This window comes from Bradyrhizobium sp. USDA 3256, assembly GCF_054058275.1.
The window spans coordinates 1,615,615-1,632,726 of sequence record NZ_JBSSAE010000002.1 but is presented as its reverse complement, the minus strand read 5'-3'; the positions used below and the strand labels follow the sequence as shown (position 1 = coordinate 1,632,726).

Annotated in this window: 13 protein-coding genes; 7 read left to right on the top strand and 6 right to left on the bottom strand. The window is 65.4% G+C overall.

All coding sequences use genetic code 11. The features are described from left to right. Window positions 1-35 precede the first annotated feature (35 nt). The 3 genes from ACVWY5_RS09370 to ACVWY5_RS09360 all read right to left on the bottom strand — a co-directional run bounded on the left by ACVWY5_RS09370 (window position 36) and on the right by ACVWY5_RS09360 (window position 4,712). Complete coding sequence (locus ACVWY5_RS09370) at window positions 36-614, bottom strand: PRC-barrel domain-containing protein (protein ID WP_157347604.1); 579 nt, start codon at window positions 612-614, stop codon at window positions 36-38. A gap of 49 nt (window positions 615-663) precedes the next feature. Beyond that, window positions 664-2,865: an amylo-alpha-1,6-glucosidase gene (locus tag ACVWY5_RS09365; RefSeq protein ID WP_028334339.1), complete on the bottom strand. Its 2,202-nt coding sequence runs from the start codon at window positions 2,863-2,865 to the stop codon at window positions 664-666. A gap of 83 nt (window positions 2,866-2,948) precedes the next feature. Continuing rightward, window positions 2,949-4,712 (bottom strand): ABC transporter ATP-binding protein, encoded by a 1,764-nt coding sequence (locus ACVWY5_RS09360; RefSeq protein WP_028334340.1) that lies wholly within the window; start codon window positions 4,710-4,712, stop codon window positions 2,949-2,951. A 313-nt stretch (window positions 4,713-5,025) separates the two neighbouring features. Here ACVWY5_RS09360 and ACVWY5_RS09355 point away from each other — a divergent pair, with 313 nt between their 5' ends. The 6 genes from ACVWY5_RS09355 to ACVWY5_RS09330 all read left to right on the top strand — a co-directional run bounded on the left by ACVWY5_RS09355 (window position 5,026) and on the right by ACVWY5_RS09330 (window position 10,979). Continuing rightward, complete coding sequence (locus ACVWY5_RS09355) at window positions 5,026-6,093, top strand: glycosyltransferase family 4 protein (RefSeq protein ID WP_028334341.1); 1,068 nt, start codon at window positions 5,026-5,028, stop codon at window positions 6,091-6,093. A gap of 303 nt (window positions 6,094-6,396) precedes the next feature. Then, the gene (locus ACVWY5_RS09350; protein ID WP_028334342.1) at window positions 6,397-7,650 is read left to right on the top strand and encodes an ABC transporter substrate-binding protein; all 1,254 of its coding nucleotides are present in this window, start codon (window positions 6,397-6,399) and stop codon (window positions 7,648-7,650) included. Window positions 7,651-7,666: 16 nt separating this feature from the next. Then, complete coding sequence (locus tag ACVWY5_RS09345; protein ID WP_028334343.1) at window positions 7,667-8,536, top strand: branched-chain amino acid ABC transporter permease; 870 nt, start codon at window positions 7,667-7,669, stop codon at window positions 8,534-8,536. Next, a complete protein-coding gene (locus tag ACVWY5_RS09340; RefSeq protein WP_028334344.1) occupies window positions 8,536-9,522 on the top strand; it encodes a branched-chain amino acid ABC transporter permease in 987 nt (328 codons plus the stop codon). Before ACVWY5_RS09345 ends, ACVWY5_RS09340 begins: the two co-directional genes overlap by 1 nt. 10 nt (window positions 9,523-9,532) lie before the next feature. Beyond that, a complete protein-coding gene (locus tag ACVWY5_RS09335) occupies window positions 9,533-10,282 on the top strand; it encodes an ABC transporter ATP-binding protein (RefSeq protein WP_028334345.1) in 750 nt (249 codons plus the stop codon). Continuing rightward, window positions 10,275-10,979, top strand: a complete 705-nt coding sequence (locus ACVWY5_RS09330; protein WP_028334346.1) for an ABC transporter ATP-binding protein — start codon at window positions 10,275-10,277, stop codon at window positions 10,977-10,979. The genes ACVWY5_RS09335 and ACVWY5_RS09330 overlap by 8 nt, the downstream gene beginning before the upstream one ends. 227 nt (window positions 10,980-11,206) lie before the next feature. On the opposite strand, the gene ACVWY5_RS09325 is transcribed toward ACVWY5_RS09330, so the two are convergent. Next, window positions 11,207-13,150: an alkyl sulfatase dimerization domain-containing protein gene (locus ACVWY5_RS09325; RefSeq protein ID WP_028334347.1), complete on the bottom strand. Its 1,944-nt coding sequence runs from the start codon at window positions 13,148-13,150 to the stop codon at window positions 11,207-11,209. A gap of 49 nt (window positions 13,151-13,199) precedes the next feature. After that, entirely contained in the window at window positions 13,200-15,020 is a 1,821-nt protein-coding gene (locus ACVWY5_RS09320; RefSeq protein ID WP_028334348.1) for a flavin-containing monooxygenase, read from the bottom strand. 123 nt (window positions 15,021-15,143) lie between these two features. Between ACVWY5_RS09320 and ACVWY5_RS09315 the strand changes: the two genes are divergently transcribed. Continuing rightward, entirely contained in the window at window positions 15,144-15,932 is a 789-nt protein-coding gene (locus ACVWY5_RS09315) for an IclR family transcriptional regulator (RefSeq protein WP_038377511.1), read from the top strand. 62 nt (window positions 15,933-15,994) lie between these two features. Here ACVWY5_RS09315 and ACVWY5_RS09310 read toward each other — a convergent pair whose 3' ends face one another. Further along, a complete protein-coding gene (locus ACVWY5_RS09310) occupies window positions 15,995-17,098 on the bottom strand; it encodes an ABC transporter ATP-binding protein (RefSeq protein WP_028334350.1) in 1,104 nt (367 codons plus the stop codon). Window positions 17,099-17,112 lie beyond the last annotated feature (14 nt).

Here is a 17,112-nt window from a genome sequence, read left to right as displayed (position 1 = left end):
AAGAAGAGTTCGGACGCGCGACCAGCTTTACCCCCCTAATGTTCGTAATCCCATGGATGCAGGCTTCCCGCCGCGCCCAGCACGATCAGCGGCGTATCTTCCTTGTACTCGGGCGCAGCGCTCACCTGCTGCTTGTTGAGGTCAAGCGTGATGCTGTCGCTCTTGCTGGAAACACCGGCGAAACGCAGCGCGTTCCAATCGACCACGATCTTGCGGCTGCCGACGCCGAGGAAGCCGCCGAAATCGATCACTGCGGCGCGGACCTTGCCGTCGCGGTCGACAATGACGTCGACGATACGGCCCATGTTCTCATTGGCGGAACTACGAACGTCGCGCCCGAGAATGCCGTGCGCATCGCGCGCGCCGATCACGGTCACCGACGGCGGCGGCGACGGTTCCTTGGACGATTCCTTTGAGGGTTCCTTGGCTTGCTCCTTCGGCGCCGCAGAAGCTGCTGGCGGCGCTTGGGCTGCCGGCGGCGCAGGAGTTGCTGGCGGCGCCTGCGCAGCCGGCGGCGATGGTGCAGGCGCCGGTGCTTCGTCGTCGGCGGCACGGACACCAGCGCATGCCAGCAGCGCCGCGGCGACCAGCATCATCATAATCCTCGGACGCATGTTACTCTCCCCGCGATTTCCTTAGCGCACGCATGCCGCGCGACAACGCTCAATGCGTCAGCACGATCGACACCTGGATCTGGCCGCGCGTGCGCAACACTTCAAGCGACACCTCGTCGCCATGGCGGCGCAGCCTCAGATCGACGCTGGAAGCGCCAAGCCTGAGGTCGCGCAGCACCACGTCGTTGAGGAACTCCGGCAGCCGCGGATCGCGCAACCGAATCTCGCCGCGCGCGGTGTCGAACTCGAGGCCAAGCGCCGCCTCCAGCAGCGTGAACGGCGTCGCACTCGCCCAGGCCTGCGGTGCACAGGCCACGGGATAGAGCACCGGGCCGCGCCGGCGCTCGCGGCGGAAGCCGCAGAACAGCTCCGGCAGCCGCCGCAGTTCCATATAGCTGGCGGCGTCGAACAGGCCCTTGAACAGATGCGCGACCGAATGCTTGAGGCCGTAACGGGCAAATCCGAGCGCGATCAGCGCATTGTCATGCGGCCAGATCGAGCCGTCGTGATAGGACATCGGGTTGTAGCGCACTTCGCCCGCGGCGACGGTGCGGATGCCCCAGCCCGAGAAAAACTTCTGGCTCATCAGGTCGGCGGCGACCCGTCGCGCGCGGTCTTCCCGCACCATGCCGGAAAATAACGTCTGGCCGGCATTCGACGTGCGCACCTTGCACGGCTGCTTGGCGCCGTCGAGCGCGACCGCATAGGTGCCGAGCTCCTCGCACCAGAATGCTTGCTCGAACCGCTCGCGCAGCCGCTCGGCCTCGGCGTCCAGCTTCGCGGCCTTGTCGGCAAAGCCGAGCTTGCGCGCCGCGCGCGCGGCAAGCTGCTTGCCGGCAAAGACGTAGCCCTGCACTTCCGCCAGCGCGATATTGCCCTCGGCGAGCGTTCCGTCGGCGTGGAAGATGGCGTCGAACGAATCCTTCCAGCCTTGATTGCGCAGCCCCTCCTCGGTGGCGCGCTGATATTCGACGAAGCCGTCACGGTCGGGATCGCCCGGGCCGTCGATCCATTGCAAGCCGGCCTCGACCGCCGGCCACAGCTCACGCAGCGTGTCCAGATCGCCGGTGCGCTCCAGATAGAGCCCGGCGAGCAGCACGAACAGCGGAGTCGAATCGACGCTGCCGTAATAATGCGCGAACGGCACCTCACGAAGCGCGGCCATCTCGCCGCCGCGCATCTCGTGCAGGATCTTGCCCGGCGCGGCATCGGCCAGCGGATCGACCGTCTTGGCCTGGAACAGCGCGAGCCGCTTCAGCACGCCCTTGGCGATCCGCGGATCGACCCACAGCATCTGCAACGCGGTGATCAGTCCGTCGCGGCCGAACGTCGTCGAATACCAGGGAATGCCGGCATAGGGGTAACGGCCCTGCGGCGTCTCGGTCATCAGCATGTTGAGGTCGGCCATCGCCTGGCACAGCACCTCGTTGAAGATGTTGTTCGAGGTCTCGATGCTGGCTGCGCCGGCCGACGAGGTCCGCATCTCGCGGCGATGCGCCAGCAGGCCGCGGAAGAACGGCACCGGCTTCTGCATGATCGGCTTGTTGCAGGAGACCGCGACGAACAGCGACGTCACCCGTCCGGGCTCGAGATCGAAATGATAGGTCGCCGCGTTGACCGACAGCCGTGTCGGCCGCGGATCGAAATGCAGCGCCGTGATCCGCGATTGCTCGTCGAGCCCGACATATTCCAGCACGACGTCGGTCGGGCCGAGCAGCTTGCTCGAGCCGATGCCACGCCGCGGCCGGCGCTCGCCGCGCACCTCGAACAGATCGGCAAAGTCGTTGTCGAACAGCAGCGTGAGATCGAAGCTCGCGGCATGATCGCCGTGATTCTGCAGGCCGATGCGCTGATAGGCCGTGCCGCGCCACAGGAAGATCGAGCGCACGATGTGCAGCGTGTCCTTCGGCAGGGTCAGACGGTCGTCGCGATAGACGTCGGAATTGGTGAGGTCGACCGTCAGCGCCGAATTGTCGTCGCGCATGTTGGAGCCGAGCAGGAGCGGCTGCACGTCCTCCAGCACCATTTCCAGCCGCGCCAGGTAGCGGGTGTCGGCGTTGAACAGGCCGTCCGGCCCGCCGGCCGAGGCGCCGATGTCGCCATGGCTGTCAAGCACGATGAAGGTGTCGTCATGCTTGAGCGAGCGCCGCGGCCGCGCCGCGGGCCCGGTCATCGGAATGTAAAACGGCGATTCGGCGACGTGCTCCGTGATGCGAGCGGTGATGATCTGCGTAACGACGTCAGCTGCCATCTGAACCTCTGGCGACTTGCTTGGCCCGTATCCTGGTTCGAACGAACGCACCGGAACGCACAAACGCACTTGACGACGCGGGGTCAGGCCGCGCTGGTGGAAAGGCGGCCCATCTCACGCGCGACCAGATCGCGGTAGGGGCCCCTTCCCTTCACGAGGATGTCGGGCGGACCGTCCTCGACGATCCGGCCCCCCTGCAGCACAAGCACGCGGTCGAAGCTGCGCAGCGTCGCGAGGCGGTGCGCGATCGCCACCACGGTACGCCCGCGCATCAGCCGCGACAACGCCTCGCGGATCGCCTCCTCGGAGTCGGCATCGAGCGCCGCGGTGGCCTCATCGAGCAGCAGGATCGGCGCATCCTTCAGGAAGGCGCGCGCGATCGCGATGCGCTGGCGCTGGCCGCCGGAGACCTTGACGCCGCGATCGCCGACGATGGTGTTCATGCCCTCGGGCAAGCTCTCGATGAAGTCGCAGCGCGCCGCGATCGCCGCCCGCAGCACCTCGTCGTCGGTCGCGTCCGGGCGGCCGTAGCGGATGTTCTCCAGGATCGAACGGTGGAACAGCGAGATATCCTGCGGCACGACCGAAATTGCCGCGCGCAGGCTCTGCTGGGTGACGCGCGAGATGTCCTGGCCGTCAACCGTGATGTTGCCCTGCTCGACGTCGTAGAAGCGCTGCAGAAGGGTAAACAGTGTTGACTTGCCGCCGCCGGAGTGGCCGACCAAGCCGACCCGCTGGCCGGGCTGGATGCGCAGGCTGAAGCGCTCGAACACCTGCAGGCCGCCGGGATAGCGGAACGCGACGTTGTTGAAGGCGATCGCGGCGCCGCTCTTCACCAGCGCCTCGGCCTCCGGATGGTCCTTCAGCTCGTGCGGCTGCAGCAGCGTCGCCAGCGCCTCGGTCAGCCGCGCGACATGCTGGGTGACGTCGACCAGCGCGACCGCGAGATCACGGGTGGCGCTGAGGATCGAGATGCCGAGCGTGCAGACCAGCACGACGTCGCCGGTGGTCGCCGCGCCCTGCTGCCAGAGACTAAGCGCCCAGGCCAGCATTGCGATGGTCAGAATCACGGTCACGCCGGCGTGAATGAGACGAAGCTTCTCGAGGTAGCGCAGGGAACGGCCGCGCGCGACGAGTTCCCGATTGACGGTCGCATCGAAGCGTTCGTGCTCATAGCCGAGGCCGCAGAACGCGCGTACCAGCGGCAGGTTGTTGATGACGTCGACCATTTCGCCGTCCACGGCGGCCGCCCTGTTGGCGAAATCGTCATGCAGCGGCCGGCCGGCGGCGGCGACGCGGAACATGGCCACCACCATGGTTCCCGCGATCAGTATCAGCACTGCTGACATTGTCACGCTGACTGTTCCAACCAGGGTGATCGCCGCGAAGGTCGCGATGCAGGGCGGCAACACATTCCATACGAACATGTTCTCGACGGTGAACACGGCATTCGAGGTCGCCGTGATCCGGCTGGTCAGCATGCCCGGCAGCCGATCCGTGAAATAGCTCGGCGCGTGGCCGGTGAGATGGCGGAACATGTCCCGGCGAAGATCGCCGGTGACGCTGACAAAGGTGTAGCTCGCGGTCCAGCTCGCGATCCGCCACAGGAAGTTGTCGGCCGCGATCAATGACATGAGCACAGCGAATGCCAGCCATACGCCGTTCGCAGCCGACGGCCCCGCCGACAACGCATCGACCAGATTCTTCACGCCGTATTGCGTGCCTACCGAACAGGCAACCGCCGCAACCACGGCTGACAAAATCACAACATGCGACGGCAGACGCCGGCGCAGATAGCGCAACACAAAGGGAAACGGACGATGCGCGTATCCTGACAGATGGTCCATGACGTCCTGCAAAGCTGTTGAAGGTGAACGAGAAAGTTTTAGTCGAAGCTCTCGCGCACGATGACGTGAAGGGCGGCGGTGGGATTCCTTGATGCAGCCATCACTGCGCAACAATTTTGCAACGCTGGCATAGGCAAAAACCTGTTGGAGCGTGATGGCATCAGCAAGACCACAGTGTGATGGAAGAAAGAAGCGACAGATCTCCCACATCTAAGGAACCTCGCACGTGCGAGAACGTTCCCGTCTTTGGCATGTCGGTGCCATCTGAGGGCTGAGGGTAGTTCATTCCACATTACAAACAGGAGACGGAGAGATGCGCATCGCGCAGGTTGCCCCGCTGACGGAGGCTGTTCCCCCCAAGCTCTACGGCGGCACCGAACGGGTCGTGCACTGGCTGACCGAAGAACTTGTAACACTTGGACATGACGTGACGTTGTTCGCCAGTGGCGATTCTCAAACCTCCGCGAAGCTCGATGCGACCTGGCCGAAGGCACTGCGGCTCGACGGCTCGGTCCGCGATCCCAATGCGCTCCACATGGTGATGCTGGAACGCGTGCGGCAGAAGGCCGACGATGAGGAGTTCGACTTCCTGCACTGCCATCTCGACTATTATCCGTGGTCGCTGTTCGCACGGCAGCCGACGCCGTTCGTCACCACATTGCACGGACGGCTCGACCTGCCGGAGCATCAGCCGGTCTTCAACACCTTCTCGAAGATTCCGGTGATCTCGATCTCCAACGCGCAGCGGCGGCCGGTGCCGCAGGCGCATTGGGTGCGCACAATTCATCACGGCCTGCCGGAGAATCTGCTGACGCCGCAACCGGCGAAGCCGTCCTACCTCGCGGTGCTCGGGCGCATCGCGCCGGAGAAAGGCGTCGATCGCGCGATCAAGATCGCAACCCGCTGCGGCATTCCGCTGAAGATCGCGGCCAAGGTCGATCGCGCCGACCAGGAATATTACGATGAGTTGATCAAGCCGCTGATCACCAGCAACCCGTTGGTCGAGTTCATCGGCGAGATCAGCGACCGCGAGAAGCCGGATTTTCTCAGCGGCGCGATCGGGCTCCTGGTTCCGATCGACTGGCCGGAGCCGTTCGGCCTCGTGATGATCGAAGCGATGGCCTGCGGCACGCCCGTCATCGCCTATAACCGCGGCTCGGTGCCGGAGATCATCGAGGATGGCCTGACCGGCTTCATCGTCGAGGACGAGATCAGTGCGATCTCCTCCGTCGGCCGCCTTGGAACGCTCAACCGCGACGCGATCCGCAAGCAGTTCGAGACCCGCTTCACCGCGCGGCGCATGGCGCTCGACTATCTCGCCGCCTTCCGCAGCCTGATGGAAGCCGAGCCGCGCTTCAAGCTGGTGGCCAGCGCGGAGTAGCAGTTGCAGCGGCCGATCGAATGATCCGGCGGGCCGGCCGGCACCATCCGTGCCGGTCCGTCGGGTCGTTCGATTGTCAATAATACCGTCGTGTGCGGCGGCAACTCTCACGCAGCAAAACAATCCGCTTGCGCGCGTCGCGCGATTGCTGCGACGCACCAGCGATGACAAGGATTCCCCATAAGTTCGGCTGATATCGCCTTTGCGAACGCCGAATTACGTGCTCTTATGCGCCGCGCTTGAGCAAAAATAATAAGCGAGCGGACGGAGCAACCGTGCCGTGATCGCGCAGGGGGGAACGCCATGACAGGGGACCGCAAGCCGTCGGCCATTAATAATGCCGCATCGTCCAAAGCCTCACCAAAGAAGCTGAACCGCCGCAAATTCCTCGCCAAGACCGGCGGCGTGCTCGCGGCAGGCGCGTTCGGCGCCGTTCCGCTGCGCGGCTGGGCGGCCGACCCGATCAACATCGGCGCACTCTATCCGACCACCGGCAGCATGGCGCAGATCGGCGTCGGCTGCGTGGCTGCGGCCAAGCTCGCGGTCGACATGGTCAACGAGGCCGGCGGCATCAAGTCGCTCGGCGGCGCCAAGCTCAACCTCATCGTCTCGGACGTGCAGAGCGACACCACGGTGACGCGCACCGAGACCGACCGCCTGATCACGGGCAACAAGCTGTCGGCGATCCACGGCTGCTATGCCAGCGCGCTGACCTTGATCGCGAGCGAAGTCTGCGAACGGGCGAAGGTCCCGATCATCACCGGATCGAGCTCCGACCAGCTCAACAAGGGGCGCACCTACACCTTCACGCCGTTCGCGCGCGCCTCGCAGTTTGCCAAGGCGCAGCTGCAGATGGCCAAGCTGGTCCGCGAGCAGGCCAAGGTCGCCGTCATTTTCGAGAACACCGCGTTCGGCACCTCGACCTCGAACGGGCTGAAGGAGCTGGCGCCGGGCGAAGGCGTCGAGATCGTGATGTTCGAGCCCTACTCGGCCGGCTTCACCGACGCGAGCCCGCTGATCAACAAGGTCAAGGCCTCCGGCGCCAACACGCTGTTCTCACTGTCCTATCTCAATGACCTCATCCTGATCGTGCGCACCGTGAAGCAGGTCGGGCTCAACATCGCGATCAACGGGGGCTCCGGCGGCTTCGTGATGCCGGACTTCTACAAGAATGTCGGCAATGCCGCCGAGGGCCTGCAGGGCGTTGCGCACTGGAACCACGACGTCAGCGACGACGCGCAGAAAGTGAATGTCGAATTCAAGAAGCGAACCGGCGAGTTCGCGTTCGAATATGCCGGCGGCCTGGTCGCGCAGACCTTCATGCTGGCCGACGCGCTGGAGCGCGCCGCCTCCGCCGACCCCAAGAAGGTGCGCGAGGCGCTCTCGACACTCGATGTCTCCTCGGGCTTTGCTGCGATGGCGCCGGGCGGCAAGGTGAAGTTCGGGCCGGACGGCAAGAACGTCTACGGCCGCCCGGTCGGCGTGCAGTGGCAGAACACCGATCTCGTCAGCGTCTTCCCGAAGGAAGACGCCCGCGCCCCGCTGATGAAGACCTGAACCGCGGTCGCATCGCATGTGGGAGACACTGGCCCAGGCCGTGATCAACGGCCTGCTCATCGGCGGCATCTACGCGCTTGTCAGCATCGGCGTCACGCTGATCTTCGGCGTGGTCAAGATCGTCAACTTCGCCCAGGGCGAGTTCGTGATGATCGGGATGTATATCTCGTTCTTCCTCGCCACCCAGTTCGGCATCGATCCGCTGGTTTCGCTCGTGGTCTCGATGCCGGTGCTGTTCCTCGCCGGCGTCCTGATCCAGCATTTCCTGATCCGCAGGGTGCTGGGGCCGAACGACATGCCGCAGATCTTCCTGACCTTCGCGCTGTCGCTATTGCTGCTCAATCTCTCGCTGATGTTGTTCAGCGCCAACTACCGCACCGTCCACACGTCTTATTCGGATGCGGCGTGGCACATCGGCGGGCTGTACATACCGGTAGCGAAACTGATCGCCTTCGCGGTCGCAATGGCGCTGAGCGGGCTGCTGTGGGTGTTCCTGCACACCACCGATCTCGGCCGCGCCATGCGCGCCGCATCGCAGAACCGCGACGTCGCGATGCTGATGGGGATCAATCCGAACCGCGTGTTCGCGGTGGCGTTCGGCACCGCGCTGGCGCTCGCGGGCGCCGCCGGCTCGCTGCTGATGCCGTTCTATTCAGCCTATCCATTCGTCGGCCAGGTGTTCGTGCTGATGGCGTTCGTCGCCGTCGTGATGGGCACGCTCGGCAACGTGATGGGCGCGCTGATCGCAAGCCTGATGATGGGCGTCGCGGAATCGCTCGGCATCCAGTTCGTCGGCGCCGATTCCGGCCTGATCGTGGTGTTCGCGCTGCTGCTGCTGACGCTCGCGTTCAGGCCGAGCGGGCTCGGCGCCAGGAGGGGCCGCTGATGCAGACGTCCAGCAACATGAAATGGCTGTGGCTCGCGATCGGGGCCGTCGTCATGCTCGCCTTGCCCCAGCTCGTCACCTCATCATTCGCGATCGACATCTTCATCCGCATCCTGCTGTTCTCCTTCATCGGCGTCGCCTGGAACCTGATGGGCGGTTACGCCAAGCAGCTCTCGCTCGGCCACGCCGCCTATTTCGGGCTCGGCGCCTACACCTCGACCATCATGCAGGTGAACTACGGCATCTCGCCCTGGATCGGGATGATCGCGGGCGGCGTGGTCGCGATGCTCGCAAGCTTGCCGATCGGCTGGCTCTGCTTCCGCCTGCGCGGCCCCTATTTCACCATCGCCACCATCGCGACCGCCCAGGTGCTGATGCTGATCTTCCTCAAGTTCCGCGACTTCGCCTGGGGCGCCGAAGGCACCACGATCCCGAACCTCGGCAGCGCGCCGCTGATGATGCAGTTCGAGGAGAAGTCGTCTTACTATTACGTCGTGCTCGGCCTGCTCGTGGTCGGGCTGTGGATCACCCACAGAATCGAGAAATCCTGGATCGGCTACTATCTCGTCGCGATCGGCGAGGATGAGGACGCGGCCGAGGCGATCGGCGTCAACGCGCCGAAGGTCAAGCGCGACATCTACATGATCAGCGCGTTCCTGACCGCGCTCGCCGGCACCTTCTACACGCAATACATCTACTTCATCGATCCTGCGACCGCGTTCAGCTTCAACGTCTCGATCGAGGCGGCGCTGGTGTCGATCGTCGGCGGCATCGGCACGCTGTGGGGTCCGGTGATCGGCACCGTGCTGCTGGAGACCACCTCTGCGCTGCTGCAGAGCTGGCTCGGCAGCTCGGTCGGCGGCATCCAGCTCACGGTCTACAGCCTGATCCTGATGGCTGTCATCCTGTGGCGGCCGACCGGACTGATCGGGTTCGCGACCGACATCTATCACCGCACCGCCCGGCGCAAGCCGGCGCGCGCCTGAGGTCGTCGCGATGGCAGAAGCACTCATCATCAAGGGTCTCAGCAAGCGCTTCGGCGGCCTGCGCGCCGTGCAGGACGTCAGCTTCACGGTGCAGGAGAACGAGACGGTCGCGCTGATCGGGCCGAACGGCGCCGGCAAGACCACGAGCTTTCATTTGATCACGGGATTTCACCGGCCGGATTCCGGCTCGGTGCTCGCCTTCGGTCACGAGGTCGTGGGGCTCAAGCCGCATGATGTCTGCGCGCTGGGCCTTGCCCGCACCTTCCAGGTGGCAAAGCCGTTCGGCGCGATGACCGTGCTCGCCAATGTGATGACCGGCGCGTTCCTGCGCGACCGACATATCGCGGCCGCGCGCAACAAGGCGCTCGAGGCGATCGAGTTCGTCGGCCTCTCCGCCAAGGCGCAGACCCCGGCCAAGGACCTCACCACCATCGACCAGCGCCGGCTTGAAATGGCCCGCGCGCTGGCAACGCAGCCCAAGATCCTGCTGCTCGACGAGGTGATGGCCGGACTCAACCCGGCCGAGATCGACCAGGCGGTGGCGCTGGTGAAGAAGCTCTCCGCCAGCGGCCTCACAATCGTGATCGTCGAGCATGTGATGCGCGCGATCATGGCGGTGGCCCGCCACATCGTGGTGCTCGACCACGGCCAGAAGATCGCCGAGGGCGCGCCGAAGGAGATCGTGGAGAATCCGGAAGTGATCCGCGCCTATCTCGGCTCCTATGTGCATCCGCCGGCGCAGGGAGACGCCCATGCTTGAGCTCTCCCGCGTCAGCGCCAGCTACGGCTCGGTCCCTGCCATCACCGATGTCAGCATCTCCATCGGCGAAGGCGAAGCCGTCGGCCTGCTCGGCGCCAACGGCGCCGGCAAGAGCACGACGCTGCGCGCCGTCTCCGGTCTCGTCAAACTGTTCGGCGGCAAGGTCACGTTCGACGGCGTCGACCTCGCCACGCTGCCGCCCTACCGGATTCCCGAGCTCGGCATCGCGCATGTCCCGGAAGGCCGCCAGGTGTTCCCGGAAATGACGGTACAGGAGAATCTCGAGATCGGCGCCTACACGCCGAAGGCCAAGGCGGATCGCGCGCGCACGATGGAGCTCGTCTACAGCGTCTTCCCGCGGCTCGCCGACCGCAGGAAACAGCTCGCCGGCACCATGAGCGGCGGCGAGCAGCAGATGGTCGCGGTCGGCCGCGGGCTGATGCTGAAGCCCCGCCTGCTGATGCTGGACGAGCCCTCGCTCGGCTTAGCTCCCGTGATGACCGACGTCACCTTCGAGAAGATCGGCGAGATCCACAAGATGGGCACCGCGATCCTCTTGGTCGAGCAGAATGTCAGCCGCGCGCTGTCGCTGGTGCAGCGCGCCTATGTGCTGGAAAGCGGCAAGGTGATCATGCAGGGCACGAGCGCCGAGCTCGCCAACAACAAGCAGGTACAGGCGGCGTATCTCGGGATTTGAGACCGCGCCCGAGGGCGACCCGTCCCGTCATTGCGAGCGAAGCGAAGCCATCCGCTTCGTCGTTCCGCTTCCTCGCAATGACGCAAACACACCTGGCCATCCCTTCATCCCGAGGTGCGAGCGCGCCTCGACGGACGCGCGGCCACCAGCCGGGCTGGTCGACCCTTCGAGACGCGCGCAAGAGCTCGCTCCTCAGGGTGACGGGTGTCGTTCTGAGTATTTGTCCGTTACGTCACCGCCGTCCGCTTCGGCTCGACGATCTCGAACATCCGCGGGAATTCGTCCATCAGCGCCATCAACTCGCCGAGCCGCAGCGGCTCACCGGCTACCATGATCTTGCCGGCGCCGACGGCGTCCGGGAACGTGGTCAGCTTGGCGATGACCTCGTCCAGCACGCTGCGCGCCAGCGTGAAGCTTGCCTGCGCATCGGCCGCCTGCGCACCCCTAACGTAGGTCAGGGCTGAATTCTCGAGGCTGAGCACGAAGGTCTCGCCGGTATCGGTGAAGCTCCAGTTCAGCACGATGCGCTTGCCCTCGGCCTTGGGGCCGTTGAGGCGGATGCCGAGCACGTCCCAAAGCTGCTCGGTGCGCAGCGCGGCCAGCGTCTCGCGCGGCATCGGCGAGCGCGGCGGCGTCTTCGGCATGCCCTGCCGCAATTCCTGCGCGCCGAACAGATAGGCGTTGCGCCAGGTCGAGCTTTCCGCGGCATAGCCGAGCTGCTCGAAGGTGTCGGCGAGGAGCGAACGCGCGGCCTGATTATCAGGCTCGGCGAACACGAGATGGCTGACGGCCTGCGCCACGAAGCGGAACTCGCCCTTGGCAAAATCCGCCGCGGCGCGTTTCAGGATCGCGTCGGCGCCGCCCATATACTCGACATACTTCCTGCCGGCCTCGACCGGGGGCAAGGAATCGAGATTGGCCGGATTGGCGTCGTACCAGCCGAGATATTTCTGGTAGATCGCCTTCACATTGTGCCTGATGTGGCCGTAATAGCCGCGGCCGTGCCAGGCGCCCTCCAGGCTCTGCGGCAGGCGGATCGTCTCGGCGATCTCGGCTGCGTTGAGCCCGTGGTTCATCAGACGGATGGTCTGGTCATGCGCGTATTTGTAGAGGTCGCGCTGCTCGCGGATCATGGTGTCGATCCGCGCCTGCCCCCACACCGGCCAGTGATGCTGGCCGCACATCGCTTCCGCCTTGCCGCCCCACATCTGCAGCGCCTCGCCGAGATATTTCGACCAGGCCAGCGCGTCGCGCACGTCGGCGCCGCGGAACGGCAGCAGATTGTGGAAATTGTGCGTGCAGTTCTCAGCGAGGTTCAGCAGCCTGTAGCGCGGGATGAAGAAATGCATCTCCGCCGGCGCCTCGCTGTTCGGCGCCATCTGGAATTCGAACTCGACGCCGTCGATCACGCGCTTGTCGCCGGTCGCGATGATCAGATCGGTTGGCCGCAGCAGCGCCACACCGCCCGCCGCCATGGTCTTGCCGAGGCCGCAGTCGACATGGCCGCGCGCGCCCTTGGCGAGGAACGGCCCGAACTGGTATTGCGCGCGGCGCAGCATCGCCGGCCCCGCGATGATGTTCTCGGAGACCGCGTGCTCCATGAAGAAGTTCGGCGCGATGATCGGCACGCCCGCAGCCAGCGTGGCGTCGTCGAGCACGCCGCGCGCGCCGCCCCAATGGTCGGTGTGGGTGTGCGTGAAGATGACGGCGGCGACTGGCCGCTTGCCGCGATGCTGGAAGTACAGCTCCATCGCGGCGCGCGCGCCCTCGATCGAGGTCAGCGTGTCGACCACGATGACGCCCTTGCCGCCCTCGATCAGGGTCATGTTGGCGATGTCGAGGCCGCGCACCTGGTAGACGCCCGGCACCACCTCAAACAGGCCGTGATGCATGTTGAGCCGCGACTGCCGCCACAGGCTCGGATCAACGGTCGCAGGCGCTTTTTCCTCGGACAGGAATCCGTAAGGCTCGAGACTCCAGACCACCCTGCCCTGGGCCGAGGTGACGCGTGCGTTCTCGATGGTGCCGAGAAAGCCGCGCGCGGCGTCGTCGAAATCCCTGGTGTCGGCGAACGGCAGCGCCTTCAGCGTCGCCGCGTGCTGCGCGATGACCGGCGCGGATGCCGCCTTCGGACCTTCGTGCGACGTTTCGCTTGCGGTTGTCTGGGCCATACTCAAGCACTCCCTCGATTGGCGGAAATCGGTTCCGATCGCGCTTCCCTCAGCGGAATTGCACGCCCTCGAACTGGCCGCTGCGGCGCCAGCCGTCGATATATTTGAAGTAGGCCAGCGCGCCCGAGGGATGGCCGACATTGAGCTTGGCCGCGGGACCGGGCTCACGGCCCTCATTGTTGTAGTAGCCGGGCGTGCAATCCGGCCCGCCGATCATCCGGCCGACGCCGGTCAGCAGCAGCTCGACCCAGCGATCCTCGGCTTCCCTGCTGACCTCGATTTCCTTGAAGCCGTTGTCCTGCGCGTGGCCGACCATCAGCGCGATGGTCCGCGCCGCTTCGGTCAGATTGTGCGGCACGTTGGAGATCAGATTGGCACCCTGCGTCGGCTGCACGAAGAATACGTTGGGGAAACCGTGCACGTGGATGCCGTGCTTGGTGCGCATGCCCTCGGCCCAATGCTCCGACAGCTTGACGCCGCCGCGGCCGGTCAGATCGAAGCCGGCGCGACGCTTGTACTCGGTACCGACCTCGAAGCCGGACGCATAGATGATGCAGTCGAGCGCGTATTCCTTGCCGGCGACGACGATCCCGTTCTCGGTGATCTCCTCGACGCCCTTGCCGTCGGTATCGACCAGATGGGTGCCCGCCGTATTGAACGCCTGCAGATAGGCGTCGTGGAAGCAAGGGCGCTTGCAGAGCTGGCCGTACCAGGCCTTGAGATTCCTCGCGGTGTCGACGTCGCGGACGATGGTGTCGACCCGGTTGCGGATTTCCTCCATCTTCTCGAAGTCGGAATCCTCAAACGCGGCCCGCATGTTTTCCACGCTGCGCTGCTCGCGCGGCAGCAGCATGATCTTGGCGCGAATCCGCTTCGACAGGTCGGTCCAGCCGTCCTGCACCAGATCTTCCTCGGCCGATCCGCCGGCCTGGTTGGCGGTGAAATTCTCCAGCCAGCGCTGTTGCCAGCCCGGCGTCGCGATCTCGGCAAACCAGTCGGGATCGATCGGCCCGTTGCCGCGCACATCGACCGACGATGGCGTGCGCTGGTATACGTAGAGCTCCTTGCAGGCGCGCGCGAGGTGCGGAATGCATTGCACCGAGGTCGCGCCGGTGCCGATGATGCCGACGCGCTTGTCGGCCAGCTTCTCCATCGGTGCGCCTTTGGGATCGCCGCCGGTGTAGTCGTAATCCCAGCGGCTGGTGTGGAACGAGTGGCCCTTGAAGCGCTCGATGCCGGGAATGCCGGGCAGTTTCGGCACGTGCAGCGGGCCGGTACCGATGCCGACATATTGCGCGGTGAACGCGTCGCCCCGCGTGGTGCGGATGATCCAGCGCGATTGCGCGGCGTCCCAATCGAGGCTCGTCACTTCGGTATGGAATAGCGCGTTGTCGTAGAGATTGAATTGCCGGCCGATCCGCTGGCAGTGCGCGAGGATCTCGGGCGCATGCGCGTATTTCTCGGACGGCATGTGGCCGGTCTCTTCGAGCAGCGGCATGTAGACCATCGACGCCGTGTCGCATTGCGCGCCGGGATACCGGTTCCAGTACCAGGTGCCGCCGAAATCGCCGCCCTTCTCGACAATGCGGACGTCCTTGATCCCGGCCTCGGTCAGCCGCGCCGCGGTGGCGAGCCCGGCAAAGCCGCCGCCGATGAAGGCGAAGGTGACGTGATCGGTCTTCGGCGCGCGCTCTGTGACCGGCGTGTAGGGATCATCGAGATAATGCGCGAGCTGGCCCTTGATCTGGAGATACTGGTCGTTGCCGTCGGGACGCAGCCGCTTGTTGCGCTCCTCCTGATACTTCAGGCGCAGCCGCTCCTTCTCGATCGCGGCGGGCTTCACGTCTCGGGCTTGCTCGGTCATCGTCATCGGAAGGCGCCTCGCTCCAGCGGTTCCTTGTCCTTATTCCCGGCAGATAAACCGATATCGACACGATTTGCAAATTCATTCCGATATATTGACAAATATGGCAGTCTGAGACCAATATTCCGTATGACAGCATCTTCCCATGCCGAGGCTCAGGCGGACCCGTCCTTTGCGACCACCCTGGCGCATGGCCTCGACGTGCTGGCGGCGTTTCGCCGTCATCCTGGCTCGTTGTCGAACGCCGAACTCGCGTTGCATACCGGCCTGTCGCGGCCGACGGTGTCGCGGCTGACCTACACGCTCGAGCAACTCGGCTATCTCAGACGCGACACCAAGGGCCGCTTCGTGCTCGGGCTGGGCGCGCTCGCCGCCGCCTATCCTGTGTTGTCCGCGCTGAAGGTGCGTCAGCTGGCACGTCCGCTGATGCGCGACTTCGCGACCTATGCCGGCGGCACGGTGTCGATCGCGATGCCGTTCGGGATCGACTTCATCTATGTCGAGACGCTGCGCACGACGGATACGGCGCCGCACGTGCCCGACGTCGGCTTTGTCAGCGCGCTGGCGCCGACCGCGGTCGGGCGCGCACTGCTGTCGCTGTTCACCGAGGACGAGCTCGGCGCCTATGTCGCGCGCGTCAAGGCCGAGCGCCCCGACGAGTTCGACTACGTGCAGAAGCGCACCTTGCCCGACATCGAATTGTGCCGCGAGCGCGGCTTTGCCGTCTCGCTCGGCGAATGGCGGCGCGAGATCTTCGGCGTCGCCGCCCCGCTCTATCGCACGCCGACCGGAGAATGCCTGTCGGTCAATTGCGGCGTTCCCTCCTTCCGCTTCAGCGCCGAGCAGATCGAGCGCGAATGCGGCCCGCGCATCCTCGGACTCGCCCGCAGCATCCGCGCGCTGGTGGAGGAAGGTTAGGCGGCGAACCGGCGGCACGGGTCGCCTCACATCATTGCGAACCGACGACGGCCGCGGTCTCGCTAATCATGCGATGCCGGCCCGCTGTCGCGATAGGCCCACAGACATTCGCGCGGCAGCGCGACCTGCGCCTCGACGCCGACCTGATGGCGTGCGGCGGTGCCGAGCTCGATCGCTTCCAGCCGTTTGCCGAACAGCTCGATGCCGTAGGCGGTCTGGGTGCCCTGATATCTGCGGTCGAGCACCTTTGCCGAGAAGGTGTTGGCGCCGTCGGGGCGGCCGATCGCGATGTTCTCGGGCCGCAGCGCGATCCGCACTTTCTCGTCGGGCTTGAGCGTCTGGCACAGCGCGACCTCCCCCTGCCGGCCGTCACCGAAATCGACCACCCCATAGCGGCCATTGCATGTGACGAGCGTGCCCGCGAGCTCGTTGGTGGCGCCGGTGAAATTGGCGACGAACAGGTCGGCCGGACGATTGTAGATCACGTCGGGCGTGTCCATCTGCAACAGCTTGCCGTCGCGCATCACGCCGATCCGGTCGCCGAGCACGACCGCCTCGGCCTGGTCATGGGTGACGTAGAGCGCGGTCATCCCGGTCTGCTTGAGGATGACGCGAAGGTCGTCGCGCAGCCGCAGGCGCAGTTTGGCATCGAGGTTCGACAGCGGCTCGTCGAGCAGCAACAGTTGCGGCCGGTACACCATGCTGCGCGCCAACGCGACGCGCTGCATCTGGCCGCCCGACAACGCCACCACCGGCCGGTCGGCATAGTCGGACAGTCCGACCAGCGCCAGCGCCTCCTCGACCATGCGGGCGGCATCGGTGCGCCCGATCTTGCGGTGCTTCAGCGGATAGATCACGTTCTGCCGCACCGTCATATGCGGCCACACCGCATAGGACTGGAACACCATGCCGAGATCGCGCGAACGCGGAGGCACGAGGATGCCGCTTGCGGGCGAGGAGACCACCCGCCCGGAAATGCTGATCTCGCCGCCGGTCGGATGCTCGAGCCCGGCGACACAGCGCAGCGTCGTGGTCTTGCCGCAGCCGGACGGCCCCAGCAGCACCACGATCTCACCGGCCGGCACGCCAAAGCTGACGCCGTCGATGGCCGGCCGGCCGATCGAGAACTGCTTCCTGAGATCGGTGACTTCGAGCGTCGCCGTCATTGCTGCACCATCAG